The organism is Pseudomonas sp. NPDC087615 (assembly GCF_044743445.1).
Lineage (GTDB): Bacteria > Pseudomonadota > Gammaproteobacteria > Pseudomonadales > Pseudomonadaceae > Aquipseudomonas > Aquipseudomonas baetica_A.
The window spans coordinates 25,500-41,795 of the sequence record NZ_JBIUWM010000052.1 but is presented as its reverse complement, the minus strand read 5'-3'; the positions used below and the strand labels follow the sequence as shown (position 1 = coordinate 41,795).

At 54.1% G+C, this 16,296-nt stretch carries 11 protein-coding genes; 1 reads left to right on the top strand and 10 read right to left on the bottom strand.

What is annotated here, in order from left to right:
* Positions 1 to 414: 414 nt before the first annotated feature.
* Complete coding sequence (locus ACIOU6_RS22090; RefSeq protein ID WP_401138901.1) at positions 415 to 1,344, top strand: hypothetical protein; 930 nt, start codon at positions 415 to 417, stop codon at positions 1,342 to 1,344.
* A 151-nt stretch (positions 1,345 to 1,495) separates the two neighbouring features.
* Here the strand turns inward: ACIOU6_RS22090 and ACIOU6_RS22085 are convergent, their stop codons facing one another.
* The 10 genes from ACIOU6_RS22085 to ACIOU6_RS22040 form a co-directional block, all read right to left on the bottom strand.
* The gene (locus ACIOU6_RS22085; protein ID WP_401138900.1) at positions 1,496 to 3,529 is read right to left on the bottom strand and encodes a hypothetical protein; all 2,034 of its coding nucleotides are present in this window, start codon (positions 3,527 to 3,529) and stop codon (positions 1,496 to 1,498) included.
* A gap of 997 nt (positions 3,530 to 4,526) precedes the next feature.
* Positions 4,527 to 5,951, bottom strand: coding sequence for a UDP-glucose dehydrogenase family protein (locus ACIOU6_RS22080; RefSeq protein WP_401138899.1), 1,425 nt, complete (start codon positions 5,949 to 5,951; stop codon positions 4,527 to 4,529).
* Between the two features lie 18 nt (positions 5,952 to 5,969).
* Positions 5,970 to 7,457 (bottom strand): efflux transporter outer membrane subunit, encoded by a 1,488-nt coding sequence (locus ACIOU6_RS22075; RefSeq protein ID WP_401138898.1) that lies wholly within the window; start codon positions 7,455 to 7,457, stop codon positions 5,970 to 5,972.
* Positions 7,451 to 8,179, bottom strand: coding sequence for an HAD family hydrolase (locus ACIOU6_RS22070; RefSeq protein WP_401138897.1), 729 nt, complete (start codon positions 8,177 to 8,179; stop codon positions 7,451 to 7,453). Before ACIOU6_RS22070 ends, ACIOU6_RS22075 begins: the two co-directional genes overlap by 7 nt.
* A complete protein-coding gene (locus ACIOU6_RS22065) occupies positions 8,179 to 9,753 on the bottom strand; it encodes a hypothetical protein (protein WP_401138896.1) in 1,575 nt (524 codons plus the stop codon). The genes ACIOU6_RS22070 and ACIOU6_RS22065 overlap by 1 nt, the downstream gene beginning before the upstream one ends.
* Before the next feature lie 20 nt (positions 9,754 to 9,773).
* Positions 9,774 to 11,924, bottom strand: a complete 2,151-nt coding sequence (locus tag ACIOU6_RS22060) for a peptidase domain-containing ABC transporter (protein ID WP_401138895.1) — start codon at positions 11,922 to 11,924, stop codon at positions 9,774 to 9,776.
* A gap of 7 nt (positions 11,925 to 11,931) precedes the next feature.
* A complete protein-coding gene (locus tag ACIOU6_RS22055; protein ID WP_401138894.1) occupies positions 11,932 to 13,287 on the bottom strand; it encodes an HlyD family secretion protein in 1,356 nt (451 codons plus the stop codon).
* Entirely contained in the window at positions 13,214 to 14,332 is a 1,119-nt protein-coding gene (locus ACIOU6_RS22050; protein WP_401138893.1) for a hypothetical protein, read from the bottom strand. Before ACIOU6_RS22050 ends, ACIOU6_RS22055 begins: the two co-directional genes overlap by 74 nt.
* Before the next feature lie 118 nt (positions 14,333 to 14,450).
* Positions 14,451 to 15,599: a JmjC domain-containing protein gene (locus ACIOU6_RS22045; protein ID WP_401138892.1), complete on the bottom strand. Its 1,149-nt coding sequence runs from the start codon at positions 15,597 to 15,599 to the stop codon at positions 14,451 to 14,453.
* Positions 15,600 to 15,830: 231 nt separating this feature from the next.
* Positions 15,831 to 16,034, bottom strand: coding sequence for a hypothetical protein (locus tag ACIOU6_RS22040; protein ID WP_401138891.1), 204 nt, complete (start codon positions 16,032 to 16,034; stop codon positions 15,831 to 15,833).
* Between the last annotated feature and the right edge of the window lie 262 nt (positions 16,035 to 16,296).

Here is a 16,296-nt window from a genome sequence, read left to right as displayed (position 1 = left end):
GCCTTGAACTATCGCTCTCCGAGGGAGTTCAGGCGCTTAGCGGCAGCATCAATTTAACGGGGAGTTGGTGTCCGGTTTGGTAGGGGCAAGTCCACCTGGGATCTGACACTGAACACTGTATGCGCCTCACATAACATTTTGCTTAGGGATCGATGCCACCACTGCGCAAGTCCTTTCAACCTTCAAACCATCGAATGCCAAAAATGCCTGCGTTGTGGTGCCTCAATCTTCAACTGTACAACAGCGCACCACATCGCCTCTCCAGAGGCGGCGTGGTTGTGTTGTGAATTTGAAAAGCGACTGAGGGGTACCTACTCCGACGGCCTCTCCCCCGTCGACCAATTAGGTCCTCTAGACCTTCACTGCATTGCAATGTGGTTAGCAGACCTTGGATACAGCGCTGGAAATACGTTAGTGAAGAGAAGCAACAATCTGCATCGGGTAGAGAACGTTTATCAAATGACATCGATTGCCGGCCAGCTCTTATCGGACTGGCCAGCTTCCTTTCATTGCTCACTTCAAAAACTGGATGCCAGTATTGCAACCTCCAAGAGGAATTCAGCGGCGAGACATGCAGATCGTTTGAGAATGAACATTTATGAGGGACTTACGAGCCCCGTCTTTGATTTTGTTCGTTCTGAGCTTGAAACGCATTCGTTGTACTCAGATTGCACTCGTGGCAATTCGCATCTCGGCTTCCATTTACCCAGTGAGCCAAGGCAGCTGGCTTCCTTGGAGGTCGCATCAAAGGCACTCAACCTTAACGTTCCATTGCTAAAAAGGTTGATCGCCGAAGGCGAGCTTGACGGATACAAAGGCATCTCTGCATGCGGCAACAAGACCATTGCCGTCGATCTGATAGAAGCTAGGCGCCTCGCCGCTACCCTGCCTCCCTTGTTGAATATTGCGCAAGCAGCCAATCAACTAAAGCTGCCAGTTAATACCGTCAAAGTGCTATGCAAAAACGGCTGTTTTACTTGCCGAGGCGGTCGGCCCTCAGCGGGACAATCGTGGTGGATCGATACAAACTCGTTCGACATCTCCAACGCATGCATTAAACATCGACGATCAAGCTCGAGCACCCTCTCCTTGAGTGATGCACTTCGTCATCCCTTCATGTCAGGGGAAGGGGTAGCTCACCTTTTCAAAGCAATTCAGGAAGGCACCTTATCCGTTTCATTCAAAGCTAAATCGGATGCCGATGTGATTGGGGAGTGGCGACTGGGAAGTGATGAATGGCAGGCCTGGCTCAGCGCGCATAGACTGCGTTTCGACCCGTACCGAAGAGCACGCGGTCGGGTAGATTATAACCGCCCGGATGAGATCGATGACTCCTTTCACTAAGCATCCCCTGGCGGCTGAATGGATAGTGCCACATGTGGAAGAGTAGATCCGGATGAAGGCCTGCACTCTCCTGCGGCATGAACCTTCTCAGTCGTCGAATCATTCGGTGCCGATGATGGGCTGTGTCGGCTAGCGCAACCGCTTGTCCAACTCAGTAAGGGCGCAGTCTTTCAAGACCTGCCAGCCAGTCGTCCCACGTGTCTACCCCTTTGGCCAGCTCGATCATCTGCTCAATGTCGACCCCACGGTTCAAGCACCTGGACACCTGCTGGTCGAGCCAGTCGCTTTTCAGATTAACCAATCGCTTGCGAAGAATGCCGGCGAGGTAGCTGCGGCGTGTGGTCAGTGTTCCCTGCTGGCGAACCATGTGATTTGCCAAAGCGTCGACGACATCGGTTCCTAGAGTCGTGTTTGAAACCTTGGCCAGTGCGCGCAACTCCGCAAGCAGGCTGGGTGCCCCATAACGTTTGGTCAGCGCACTGACTCGCTTTAGCCCCGCCTCACTGAGGTGGTGCGCCTGCAGGTTCAAAATTTCATTAATTGCGACGGCAACTGCCTCCTCTGCGGCTGAAACTGGGGTCGCCCGGGCGATCTCTGCGGACAACCTGTCGAGCTGTGATTGCAAATACACCAACTGAGAGCCGCTGGCACCGCCCATAGATGCCCTGACTGATTCAAGGTGTTCGAGCACTCCTTCAGGCAGTTCGGTTCCCAGAAGGCGCCGCTCAAAATCGAATACGACGATACTCTCTGGTCGTCGGACTAGCCCCCACTGGGTTAGCACCCGATGATAATCATCCTTGGCGTTTCCGGTGAGGGTGGCGGCTTTGGCAATCAGTGCGTCAGCAATACCTCGTTTGAAGAACGGTTCCAGATCCGGCGCAAACTCAGGATCGAGGAGAGAACAGTACGGGTCTTCGTCTGTGGCTTCATCAAAGATGTATTTAATAAGTGCCTGATCATCAAGCTGATCAAGAGGAAGGTCATCGTACATAAGCGTGAGGTTGGCCGATGTCGGCTCACGGTTAAAGAGCTCACAATAGTATTTGGTCAGGGATTTCAGATCGTAGCCACCCATACCTGCGGCTTCCACCAGAATCCAGTCACGGAGTTCCCCCTCTGCCAGTAACGGGACGAGTTGGGGCGCCCATTCAGCCACAAGTGAATGGGGTGTTGTCCAAGTTCCTGTATCCCATGCCCGCCATGTGATTTTTAATAGACGCTCATGTATGGCCATTTCCTGGCTTATGAATGGGCCATCATCATTTTTCAGCTTCTCGATCGCGGACACCAACCCATTGGTGTCTCCATTAGTCATCGCCTGTAACACTTGAAGCCCAGGCAACAACATGGCAATTTCCCGAAGTTCGGCCGGTAATTCGTCAAGAAACTCCAGATCACACGCTTGAATCGCAGCCATGGCGACCGTGGCGGTCAGCTCTGCATGCCCATTGTACCGAGAGCACAGCTCAGAAATGACCTCCCGAGCCACCCCCTTATTCTCGGCCAGCAATGCTGCAGTGAACACAAAGCCGAGCACCGGGCACTGCTTTAGATCGATCTGCTCAATCAGATCATGTAGTGGCCGAGAGTCGGCCCCACTCAGGTATACCTGACGTGCCAATGCGAACGCTTCCATGCAATCAGCGTACGGCTTGGAAATTTCCCTTAGGGCGGTGACGGCCTTGGCACAACTTGCGGGGTAGAGAGGTAGTCCTTCAGCGCGATTCAAACGCATCGATACGGCCACGTAAATCGCCGATGACAACAATTGAATGACTGATGGGAGCTGGTCCTTGCGCGCCAGTACATAATCCACGAGCACACCGACAGGTGTGTCACTGGCCCCGGACTTGAACATGGTCATGGCAAATGCGCGAAGCTCCATGGCAATGCCGTCTTCTGTGGTCGAATCCAAACCATCGCCAAGGATCGTCCAGGCACCCTCGTTCCCAAGCGCCCAAAGTGAGTAAGCCATTTTCTCTCGTAATGGCCGCCCGGGCGATTCGATGCTTCGGTAGACCTCTAATGCCCCTTCAAAATTGTGGGTAACAAGCAGTCGGTCACCATCAGCTTCAATCGAAGTGCCTTGCACATCAAAATCGCTTAATCGACCCCGCATGATTTGCCCTATCGTGAGTGTGTTCTCCACCGTGTTCTTGGTGCGAGTTCCAGCAGAATCCATCAGCCTCTCCAGTCGATGTCAGCATTCATGTGAATTGTGAAGTGGTGCCAATGAATTCTTATGCCTATCGAGGCAGCCATGAACCATCCAACGCTACCAGCCTGGTGACAGAGGAAAGCGTTCGTAAGGTGGCCACTAAACAACCGCGGCCACGGAGGTTGTGCCTTCAAACCTTGGGAGGAATAGCAGGTTTAGGCTTATCAATGTCAGGCTGTGTGATGATAAACGCATAGAAGTATTGCGCCCCCCCCCCCGGCAAAGTCCTTCTGCTCTGAGGAGTCCTTTCAAAAATCTGATCAAGTCCAATGCAAATAGGTGGTCATATGCAACGCAAACGGGTGGTCAAGTAGGGTGCAATTTCGCATCAGGTATGGCACAGAATCGACCCCCATTGTGATGACCGTCGGCGACTGCGCAAGGAGAGCGCAGCTAGCGTCTACAGGTATTGCGCCAAACCTACATACCATACAAGATGAGCGCTCAGAACCGAGACCACTCAATAGAATCCGGCTTCGACCATGACTCTCAGAATCCGCCCCTGCGTTTGCGTTAAAGGAGACCTACAGTTTTACGCAAACGGCCAATGCATTACCTGCAAAGGAACTGGGGTACAAGACACATACCGAGTCGGCGTTCTCAAGAATAACCTCAATGTTAAGCGTCCCAGTTTTGAAGAGTATTTGTCGTTTGATGGCGCACTCTGTCACCGTATCTAAAAACGGCTTTCGGAAGACTGGCGTTGCCCGGGTTGTTGGCGGACAAAATTTGAAATTCTGCGATGGACAATACTTTTTCCGCACAAGCCGGAAAGCCGTCGCCCTGGCTGGGCCGGTGACTTCCCGACGTGCACAGGGTCTCCGACCGCGCGGGATCACAGCATGACTGGCGTATAACACCATGCTCCGTATTGCCTTCTGCTTCGCTTAACTGCATCGGCATCCCGGATTCTTGATTACGCGGCTCAATGGCTGGCCCATCGGTTTCCCCGGTCAACGCTTCACCCTTCACCTCGCGGAAATGCCAGCCGCTGAACGTCAGCGTCGGCTCCAGGCAGACTACTGCCTGACGCAGATGGCGCGTCCAGTCCGACACTGGCTCGACCTATTGAATAGTAGGCCAGGCCTTCACGTTCCAGTTTCGCCGGATGGAACATGTTGCGGCCGTCGAACACCACACTGTCCCGCAGGCTTCGGCGAACAAGGCCGAAATCGGTCATGCGAAACGCCGACCACTCGGTGAGAATCACCAAGGCATGGGCCCCCTCCAGAGCTTCTTCCTTGGTGTTCGCCAAATACAGATCGTTGCGTTCTCCGTACAGATGTCGCGCTTCCTGCATGGCCTCCGGGTCGAAGGCTTGTACACGGGCTCCTCTTGCCCAGAGATCCTCCAGCAACACCCGACTGGGGGCCTCGCGCATGTCGTCGGTGTTGGGCTTGAAGGCCAATCCCCAGAGAGCAAATACCTTGCCACTGAGGTCACTGTGATAGTGATGGAGAATGTTCTGGAAGACTCTACGCTTCTGTCGGCGATTGACCGCCTCCACTGCTTCCAGTAACCGAGGCTGGTACTCCGCGCTGGCGGCCATGTGCTGCAATGCGCGGATGTCCTTCGGAAAACAGGAGCCTCCATAGCCGCAGCCGGCATGGATGAAATCATGGCCAATACGTGAGTCAGAACCTATGCCCCTGCGTACCATCTCGATGTCGGCGCCTAGACGCTCGGCCAGGTTGGCCATCTCGTTAATGAAGGAAATCTTAGTGGCGAGCATGCCGTTCGCGGCATACTTGGTCAGTTCTGCACTGCGACTATCCATGACCATCAGTGTTTCTTGGCCACGGTAGAAGGAGCCGTAAAGTCCGTGCAGCGTTGCAAGTAGCTCAGTGCCACACTCGCCATCGATGCCGACGATGATGCGCTCAGGATGCATGCAGTCCTCGATCGCCGAACCCTCCCTGAGAAACTCAGGGTTCGCGACCACTTGCATTTGCGGGCGTCGGGGCGCCTTCGCCATGATCTCCTGCAAGCGGGCCCTGATGCTCTGGACACTCCCTACAGGAGAGGTGGACTTGTTAATGATCAGCTTGGCGCCGGTCGCAAATCGGGCGATGGTGTCGACGACGTCGAACACATACTGCATGTCGGCGCTACCGTCTTCATCGGAAGGAGTGCCCACAGCGATAAGGAGTATCTCGGCAAAGGCCACACCTTTCGCGGGTTCGGTGGTGAAATGCAGACGCCCTGCCGAAAGATTTCGCTGTAGCAGGACCACCATGCCGGGCTCATGCAGAGGTGAAGCGCCTTGGTTGAGCTGAGCAATACGGTGTTCGTCCACATCAACGCAGCATACATTGTGCCCGACGTCCGCCAGGCAAACAGCCTGGGTGAGTCCAACATAGCCTGTGCCAAAAACGGTGATCTTCATGCTGCGCCTATCTGTCATTTATTCGGCCGTGGTCTTAGATGGCGCTGTCATGTCTCCGCCGAGGGACAGGTACAACGTATTGAGATTCTGAAGCTGGCTCAGCCGTGCCTGAGCCAAGAGTAGCTCGGCATTGCGCAACGACTCTTGCGCGTCGAGCCACATGCGCAATGCGACCGCACCAGCCCGGTAACGTATTGCATACAAGCGTTCTGCCTCTCTGGCAGCCACCAGGTTCTGCGCCTGAAGTTCGGCCTGCTCTGTCAGGTGGGCGCGGGACGAAAGCGCGTTCTCTACGTCGGCGAACGCCTGGTACAGCGTCTGGCGGAACTGGATGATTGACGCCTCGTATTGAACCTGCGCAACTTGCGTATCGCGCCGCATCGCTTTTAGATCAAGGAATGCCAGAGAGACCCCTGTACCCAATGTTGCCGTTGGATTGGCGAGCAGATCCGCCAGTGAATTGCTGGTGCTGCCCAAGGCTCCTGTCAGCGATAGGTTAGGGTAGTAGCTGGTACGAACGACATCGACATTGGCCAGACTCTGGTGCAGCGCTAACTCGGCTGAACGCAGGTCGGGACGACGTCCGAGCAATGCCGCGGGCAAGCCTTCCTGCACACTAGGTAACTCCCCGTCAGGCAACTTCTGCGGCTCGTCACCCAAGATCTGCAAAAGCACGTCGTTGCCGGGAGCCGAGTCAAATAGCACAGCCAGTGCATTGCGTGTCTCGACCTGCGCTTGGCGCAGTTGTGAAAGACTGCTGCGCTGAGTCAGTACCGTCTGCTCCGCTTCACGCCTTTCCAACGCCGAGACAGCGCCAGCGATTGACTGTGCCTGAACCAGAAGCTGCGTACGCATGGCCGTCGCCAAAGACTTTTCCGCTGAATCGACACGCTGATTGAAATAGGCCAGTTTCCAATACAGGTCCGCCGTCGTGGCAATGGTGTTCAGACGCACTGTCTGTCGATCAAACTCCGAAGCCTCCAATGCCCAGCGGGCAATGTCTCTCTGTTGGTCCAGGCGACCCCACAGGTCAAGCGTGTAGCTTGCGCGGGCCTGCAATGAACTGGACCGTTCGCGTATGCCGGAGCCGTTGTCAAGGCGTCGCCCTGTTACAGCACTCAGAGAAGCTTGAGGACCGAATCGAAGAGGATCGCCTTCAAGTTCCGAGATAAGCTGCGCTTCCTTTACGTTTAGCGCGGCCTTGGCCAGATCGGTGTTCCGCGCAAGCGCCGAGTCGATGAGCCTGTTCAATTTTGGATCATCAAAACGTCGCCACCAGGCTTGGCCTCCCTCATCGGGAAGCCCCGTGCTACCGTGCTGACTGTAGGTCCACGCACTGGGCGTCACAATCGATGACGCCTGCTCCGCGGTTCCTGTGCAAGCTGCCAAAAGCATTCCGGTCGTTGCCAACAGAGCTAATCCACCAGACGCCGCATGTTGTTGGCACACGGCGATGGCACAGGAACCACGGAGCTTCAGCGCTGTAGGTCTGAAGTGCATCAACATGGCAGACGCATTTCGGCCAGCACCAAGGGCAATACCGAGGGCAACTGTGAGAGATCGGTCACGAAAGGAGTCGAATGCAGGACACTTGCCGGATCGGCCTGATTCGAGCCGGCCATCCAGATGGCGCGCATGCCTGACTCTACCGGTGCCAAGACATCCTTGTGCCAGGTGTCGCCAACGAATATCACCTGCTCGGGAGAAGCACCAATCCGCCTTAGCAAAATCTCGAAGAAGACCGGGTGCGGCTTTCTAAAACCGATTTCACTAGAGATGATGATTGCGGAGAACGCATCATCGATCGCGGCCTGTCGTAAAGACTCCCTACGGACCTTAGACGATCGCAGCGTGTTGGATGCCAACCCGATCTTGTATCCCATGCGCTTGAGTTCGTGCACGGCTGCCGCAGCCGAGGGCGTGACAATCCCATCCCCCAGCTGGCGCAGGAACGAGTCGACAATGTTCTGTGTCCCTATGAATGGAACATTGAGCTCGCGCAAGACGTCGTGCAGTATCGAACAGAGGCTCACATCAAGGGCAAGTGATCTTCCACGCTCGGCAGCCTCATGCCAAGTGCGTTCCAGCGCGGCGCGGAACGCTTCCTCAAGCGATGCAGGCAACAAACGCGAAAAATAATCTCCCAGGTTGTCGCAGGTAATCCGAGGGCTGGACGAAGCAAGCGTTCCGCCGTAGTCAAAGACAATCCATTGTTCACCGCTGCTCATCATGCATCCCCGGCCTGGTCAAGATAGGTTTCGTAGTACAAGTCAAAAATTCCCGAGTCTTGCAGAAGGTCATCGACAACTTTCAAGTTGATACCAGCCTCGAATGAACGAGGCTTCTCAATGCCCGACGCCAGCATGATCAGCACCGCCGCTCGGAAGATGTCACCAGCCTTGTTTGGAATCGAATCGGACTCAAAGAGGTTCACCGAACGTCCATCGCCGAGTTGATAAAACACTCGATCCGCTGACAACCGATACTCCGTACCGAATCGCGGAATCTCTGTGATCTGCTGCTCACCGAGATTCTTACGGATGGCCGAAAGATCCCGGGTCGCTATACCGGTTAGGTAGCAGCCGTCTGGAATTAACTCGAGATCTTCGGCACCGATGGATACCTCGCCAGAACAGCCGACCACCAACATTGGCTTGTGTCGCTCAAGTGCCTTCCTCAAGGAAGAGAACGTCCGGAAGCCTTCCTCAGCCGCACAGATCAGGGGGATTTTGTTGACATCGACCACGACAACTTGGCACCCGATGGAGCGAAACTTCTCGGCTAGCGGACGCCCGGCATTCCCATAACCGGCGATGATTACTGTCCGCCCAGAAAACTTTTCATCGCACAGCATGTGCCTGACCCTGCGGAAACATGCATCGGCGATTTCCGGATAGACCAGTGCAGTCTTCAACCTGGAGCGCGCCAGATCCAGCACCGGCATGCTTAGCGCACCGAGTCCGTTCAGGCGCTTGATCCCGATAATGGTCAACTCGATGACAAAATCGATCAAATGCTGGCGCTGACCGAACATGGTCGGCATCAACGCGCCATCGTCGATTAATATGACGCGCTTGCCGGCGGCCTTGGCCTGCATGACAAACTGCTCGAGCAGACCGTAGACCGAAGAAGTGTTTTCATCGAACACCTTGGCGTCGAAAACGGCGTTATCGAAAACACCAACATTGAAATGCAAGCTCTTCAGATAGCTTGCAATCCTGTCCCGCTTCAACGTGCGGTCACCCTTGGAAAGTGCAAAAATCCAGCGCGGGTTGATTCCGGAATCCCGACAGGACAGCAGGAACGCAAGGTTGTCCTCCAGAAAGTGATCGCGAAAGATCAGTGCAACATTTTCATCGGCAAAGTCCAGTTTTGCCGCCACCTGCGTAAGCAAGGGAAAGCCACCGCAAATCAACTTGACTTCATCGCTTGAATACGAAGAGCTGAACACCCGCAGGAAGTCCACGGCCAACTGATAGGACTGATCGGCGTCAGCATCCAGATCGCGCCCTACGATTACAATATCCGTCGTCGGATGGCGAGCCGCAAAGGGTGACGAGACTGCCCCGGCGGTCGCTCCGGCCGACTTGACCGCTACCGTGATCTCGGCGCCATGGCGTGCAAAGACAATATGTTGCGGCGCACGATCCACCCTCCAGCCTGGCAAGACGAAGAAAACCCGGAGACTTTGCATGATCGCATCCATCAGGCGGTCCGGTTCACCCTGGCACCTGAAAATTTCAAAGCCCCCTTTGCAATTGTCCAAGGCAGGCAACTTAATAGTTTCAATGATACTGACCATAATCCCTTATCCAGAATGGCTTAATTGTTATTCATCGCGCGCAGATACTCGCCAGCTTCCGCCGGTGAAAGTGTCGCGCTAATCTTTCCTTCGCTCATCAGCAGGATCCTGTCCGCTGACAGCACGGTTTCAGGTCGATGGGCGATAATGATGCGTGTGATTTTCAATGACTGAATAGCGCGGCTGACGGCTCGTTCATTTGAAACATCCAAGTGACTTGTCGCTTCATCGAGCAGTAGTATTCGCGGTCGTTTGTAGAGCGCACGGGCCAGTAGAATGCGCTGCTTTTGACCGCCAGAAAGTACCGTCCCCATATCACCGACCAAGGTGTAGTACTTCATGGGCATTGCATCGATTTCATCGGCGATGTTAGCCATGCGGGCGCATGTCATGACCCAGTCCTGATCGGCTTCGCTATCGAACCCGGCAATATTTTCAAAAACGGAACCACCGAAGAGAATATCGTCCTGCAGCACGGTCCCCAGTATCGACCTGACATTTTCAATACCCAGCGTCCTGACATCTTCTCCACCGATCAGGATGCGTCCCTTGGCACCTTGGTAGATCCCTAAAATCACATTGAATATCGTCGACTTTCCGCAGCCTGAAGGACCAATTATCGCGACCGATTCCCCCTCTTCCACTTTCAGGCTCATGCCATCAATGACATTTTTCTCGAACAATGAGTATTGAAAGAAAATGTCCCGGCACTCCAGGCTGGCGGGGAGTCCGTTGGGTTCGATGACTGCCGCTTCACCCACCTGCTCTGACGCAGAGAGCACGATGTCGCTCAAGCGGTCCGCCTGCAACTGGATGTTCTGGATGATGAACAGGTTGTCGATCAGCGCCGACACGCGGGCCTCGAACAAAAGCTTGTATCCCAGGAAAGCGATCAACGCACCGACCGAATATTCCTTATTTATGACCAGAAGCGCCCCGCACCAGATCACGATGATATTCTGAATATCAAATATGAGAGACTTCGCGAACTTGAAGCCAATATCAATTTTCTGCGCCGAAATCTTCGCATTCGTTTGTTTGACAAACAGTGCCATCCAGGCGAGTCGACGATCACGTTGCTGTCCATACAGTTTTATCTGGCGAATCCCTCGCAGTGTCTCCAGCAAATAGGAATTCTGTTTTGCGCTGTGGATGATTTCATTCTTCGAGGCATTCAATAGCGCTGCATTCATCATCCAACGCACCACGAGATACATCAGCGTGCTGGCCAATACGATGCCACCCAGCATGGGCTGATAGCACATCAACACCACGATGACGACGATCGAAAAGACTCCGTCGAGCAGTGACTCGATAAAAGAAGTCGTCAACATCCGCTGGATGGCGTCAATGCCACCGAATCTGGACGTGACGTCCCCCACATGGCGCTTCTCGAAGTACTCCAGGGGCAACGAGAGCATGTGTTCGAGAATATTGTCTTTCCACTGCACATTTAGACTGGTTCCCAAGTACATCAGGAACCAACTGCGTACGGAGCCGATCAGGTTTCTGAACAGATAGACCAGAGCAAAACCCGCGGCCAGCACCGCAAATATATTGCGATCGTTCGCACCTATCGCGTTGTCCACCACCAACTGAATGTAATAGGGCGATAACGCTGTAAGGAACTCCATGGCCAAAGCGAGAAACAAAACTGCGCCGATGGCTCGCTTACGTCGCTTTAACTTGCCCATCAACTGCGACAACGGAACATTTTTCTGCGGCTTTACCACCACAAAGTCGGATTCAGGCCAGACCTCAATCGCAACCCCCGTGAAGGACTGCGATACCTGGTCCAGCGAAAGGTGACGCTCGCCGTGCGCCGGGTCGACAATAACTGCATGATCTGCGCTCATTTTCCTGAGCACGACAAAATGATTGAAGTTCCAGTGCAAAATGCATGGCAACTTGATTTGGCGTAACCCGGATAGATTCGTCCGCACCGGCCGACCGGAAAGTCCATTGTGTTTGCAGACCCTGAGCAGGGCGCCTAGGGAAATGCCCTTCAATGAAATCGAGAACCTCAATCGCAAGTCACGCAAGGTCACGTAATGACCGTGATAATTTGCCAGCATGGCGACGCAGGCAAGGCCACACTCGGTCGACTCAGTCTGCAAGACCGTGGGAAAGCGAGGCTCGAATAGTCGAGTGAAATATGGCCGGTTTTTCATGACGTGATCATCTAAATTTCTGGGAAAGTGAAAGGAACGGACGGATTAACCACTGATAGATCTTGTGCGTTTCCAACATGATGTCCGCGTCAAGCACGATCCCGGGTTTCAGTGCGTAGCTCGCCCCGTTGCCGTTGATCGTTTGCATCTCCAGTCTTGCCTTGACCAGATACATGGGCTCCGTGATCGACAGCTTTGCGCCCAAGGCGATTTCCTCAGGCCGCAAGGAAGTGCCCGATATCGAATAGATGGTGCCTTTCCCTTGGCCGAATTGTTGATAGGGATAGGCCGAATAGCGGAGCGACACGGTGTCACCTTTCTTGATGAAACCAATGGCGTCTGCCGGCACCAGCAGCCGGGCCTCTAACGCGGCTCCTGACGGCAAGATGAAGGAAACCGGTTTGGTATTGTCGTAATAAGATCCGTTGAACCCTTGAACAGCCGTCACGGTCCCGGCTGCCGGTGCCTTGACGATGGTGCCCTTCTGCGACTCCGCAGCCAGCATCTGCTCCTCAAGGACCAGCAAGTCACCTTTGATCTGCAAGGTCCGCCTGCCAAATTCTGAAATGGCCTGCTCGCGCTCGAAGGACAGGTTGGCAATGTCGCGCACGGTTGATTCGAATTGCCGGCGCCGCTCGTGATAGTCGATCTGGCCGTTCAACGCGGTAATGGTTTTTTCCGTCATGGAGTCGTCGGAAATGGCTTCCTGCAGTCGAGCCTCTTCATATTTTCGAAGACCAATTGCCAACAGGTTGTTTTTTTTCTTGACCTCCGCCAGCTGCCTTTCAATGAGCTGTTTCTCATTCTTTTTCGAGATGATCTGGCCGTCGATACTGCGCAGTTTTTCCTCGGACGCACTGGCTTCACTTTCAAGCTGGCGCTGCAGTAGATGTTTGCGTTCGACCAACAGGCTGATGGTCTCTGTCGATGTCCCTCTGTTTTCGGCACCAAAGACTTCGGTCGACACGACAAACAAAGGGGCGTCCTGACTTACCAGTTCATCTTCTCCGACATAGTAGTGCTTGATAACGCCCGGCCTTGGCAGATAGACAGGAATCGCACCGCGCGTGGAAAACAGCTCCCCTTTTACGGTGACTCTATTGGTATAGGAACCAAACACCAGCATGGCTACCAAAAGCACGAGCACCACCGATACGATCACCAATATGCCGCGGTAGGACTCCGGCAAATAGAGCAATACTTCACCATGAAGACTCTTCGCTTCCTTTCTCGCTTCCAAGGCTTTTTTTCTGAATAACTCTTTGTTTTCCATATTGGCTTTCATATCTTCAATCTGGCCAGCCGCCGAAGAAAACATCCAGGTCAGAAGAAAGACAACCTTCCCACCCTGTGTGCTTTTCAAGGCACTCTGCCTGTTGTGCAAAGATGTCTACCATTTGCGCTTTCAATCGCTCATGCACCACGGTGCGACTGAGACGATCGTGAGCAACCGCGTTGATCCCATCGCGCGCTATCTCGACCAACCGAGCAATCGCTGCTGGCTCACGTCCCAGGGTCAGCATGAGGTTTCGCGCCCTGGTGAACAGCACATGTTCAAAGGGTTGTTCGGCCTTGGCTATCTTCCGAGCCTGTAGGCAATGGGTGGTGGCAAACATCTGCTTGACAGCTTTGTCCTCGTTGCCAGGCAGCCTGGACCAGAACCAGCAACGCACTGTTTCATAAACCAGAGAGGCAAACTCGAGATCCATGGTCACCCGCGCCGTCCGTGCGATGGCATCGATCGGTAACGATGCCGGCTGGTCTGCAGGTGACTTTGTGGCGCCGGCCTCCAGGCACAGGGCCAGGTACTTGACGATGGTCGCTTTCGAGGCGGCGCATGCTTCTTTCAAACCGATGAGATGCCCACGATCATCGGCATACCGATAAAGCTGTTCAGCGGTCATGGATACGCCTACCAACCGCCCCTCATGCTCCAGTGCGATCAGTGCGAGCATGTTCACCAAGCCATGAAAGAACCTCGATGCCACCGCACAAACGACAGGAATCGCGACGGAGTCGTCCAGGAACTTCTTGCAGAAATAAAGCGAGGGCGCTCGATAGCCGATGTATGAGAGCGCATATAAGCGACCAAGATCCGGCGCACCGGCAATACCGCCCTGCCCCTCCGCCAGGTAGCTACCGATATGTTGTATGAACTGTGCCGTCGCCTCCTGGTGACGCGAAAGCGCCTTGAGTGACTCGACGTTGATCGGTTTACCGCTATCACCTCGGGAATCAGTATATGGGCATGGCTGCAAGGCGCATTCATCCAGCGTGTAGAGGATCGACCGCCCTTCGAGAACCGGACGCTGCTCTGCGTCCAATCGGTCGGGGGGGCAGAACAGCATGAAAATCTTGTTCTGCCTCATGTACTCGACACCAAAAGGATATGGCAGTTGAAATGTCATTTATCAGGGCTCCGCGCAGGACTTGGTCATCCCGCAAGGCAATGTTCACAGGCTGGCCGAGACCAGCCCCGAGAAACGTGTTACCCGTACGGAGAGACAGGAGGTGAGCTAGCGACTGTTAGAGGATTTCCACCACGCCATTACTAGCCAGGAGATAGAGCAGCTCCGAAAGTTGGGGGCGTGATGCATGCGGGAAGTTCGCCTCGATTTCAGCGACTGTGGTCAAAGGATGCTCCATCAGGTAGGTCTTCAACGCACCCAGTTCATCCTTGAACGAAAACTTGCCACTGCTGGTGACGAGGTATTCATCAGCGAGGTCGCTTCTTAATACGTTGAAGCGGATCTTCTCTCCAGCGTCCAGTACGCCAACGCTGCCGTCGCCAAGCTTTTCCAAGTTCAAGCGAGTCTCAAGCACCTGATCGCCGACATGCCCCTCCATGAATGCCTGGTAGCAGACTGGATCATTCATTAGCTGAGCAATTTGCTCACTCAGGGCTTTGATGGAGTCCTTGTCTTGATCATGGTTCTCCAGCGCCCTGCGGGCATGGAGAAAATCGGGCAGCTGCCGGAAAATCCACCGTACGTAATCGACCGCAAACGGCGGGAACGTCCCGATAGCCAGATGCACCGTCGGCTCGCCCAGTGGCGTCACGTTATGCCACCATCCCCGGGGAATATAGAAAACGTCTCCCTCCTCGAGAATGAAGTCCAGGTAAGGCGTCTCGGGGCAAGGGTGTTTATGCTCCAGATATTTGCTCTGATGCATGTAAAGGGGAGCCTCGAACGTAGGGGGGTAAACAACCCAGCGCTTACGCCCTTTCAATTGCACGGCAAATACGTCCCGCGAGTCCCAGTGCGCGCGATAGGAGTCAGTTTCGCCGAATGCAATATAAGCTGAGGTTACAGTCTGGCGGCCAGTGAACTGTGCGATGTCCTTGGCGTAGTCATTGAAAATCGGCTCGTCATAGATGTGATTCGCAACAAGCGTACCGCCCTCGCGCAAATAAGAATAGAGCGCAGGCTTGTCAAGTCGCTTTAAAATATCGCCAACATGAAAGTAGGTGCGCACGTATTTTTCCTTGGCAATGTTGCCACTAGGGAAAGACACGCGAAAGTTTTCAGATTGGGGGTCGCATCTGGCAATAACGTCGTTAATGTCCGACCACGCCAAGTTCGTGGTGCTCACCGCCCCCTTCATCACGAAGGGCAGACGCTCCTGATATTCCTTTTTGAAGCTCTCAGCACTAATCTTGAAATCGATAGCCATTTCAGATAACTAACTTTTATAATTTTTTATTGTGGAAACAGCCCCCCCGCCCAGGACGAGGATATCAACCCTGCCTAACAAGGGTTGCGAGTGTAATGTCCGCAACTAAACGAGCCAGCGACCGAGTCACGGACACTGCCATTGCTTGGACACCGTACAGTCGGGCCACATTGTTTTCTTTATTTAAATGCCGACTGCCAAGACAACTGGCAGCCAGCACTCAACAGACTTTTATGCGTAGGAAGTTCCGCAGTACGAGCCACCCGCCTTCGCGGCACCCGAAATCAGCAGGATTTCCTCCGAACTCAGTTCACGTGCGAAAGCGTCAAGCAGATCGCCATAGGTAGCGTGGCTGCTATTCAGACGCTCAAGATTGAGGTGATTGCCTGCCGGCTCGATGGCGAGCTTCGAGGCGAGCTGGAAGTTTTCAGACATTTTTGTTGCTCTCCTTTGCTTTATTTGAAAGAGACTCATGAGCGAATCTCCCCGACGGAAACCTAGCTATCCTTTTCGTTAGCGCGACTGGCACCGCCTGACAAATAGCTACTTTGTCTCAGCCGCGCCGTCGAAATGTCTAATAGGTCTTTCTCCGCGGCGCGGATACTAAGAAATTTCCTACAAATCTGCAATAACATGTAAAAAAAATATTTACCCTCCATTGGTCACCCCGCAAATCGGTGTCACGCAAAAAACAAAA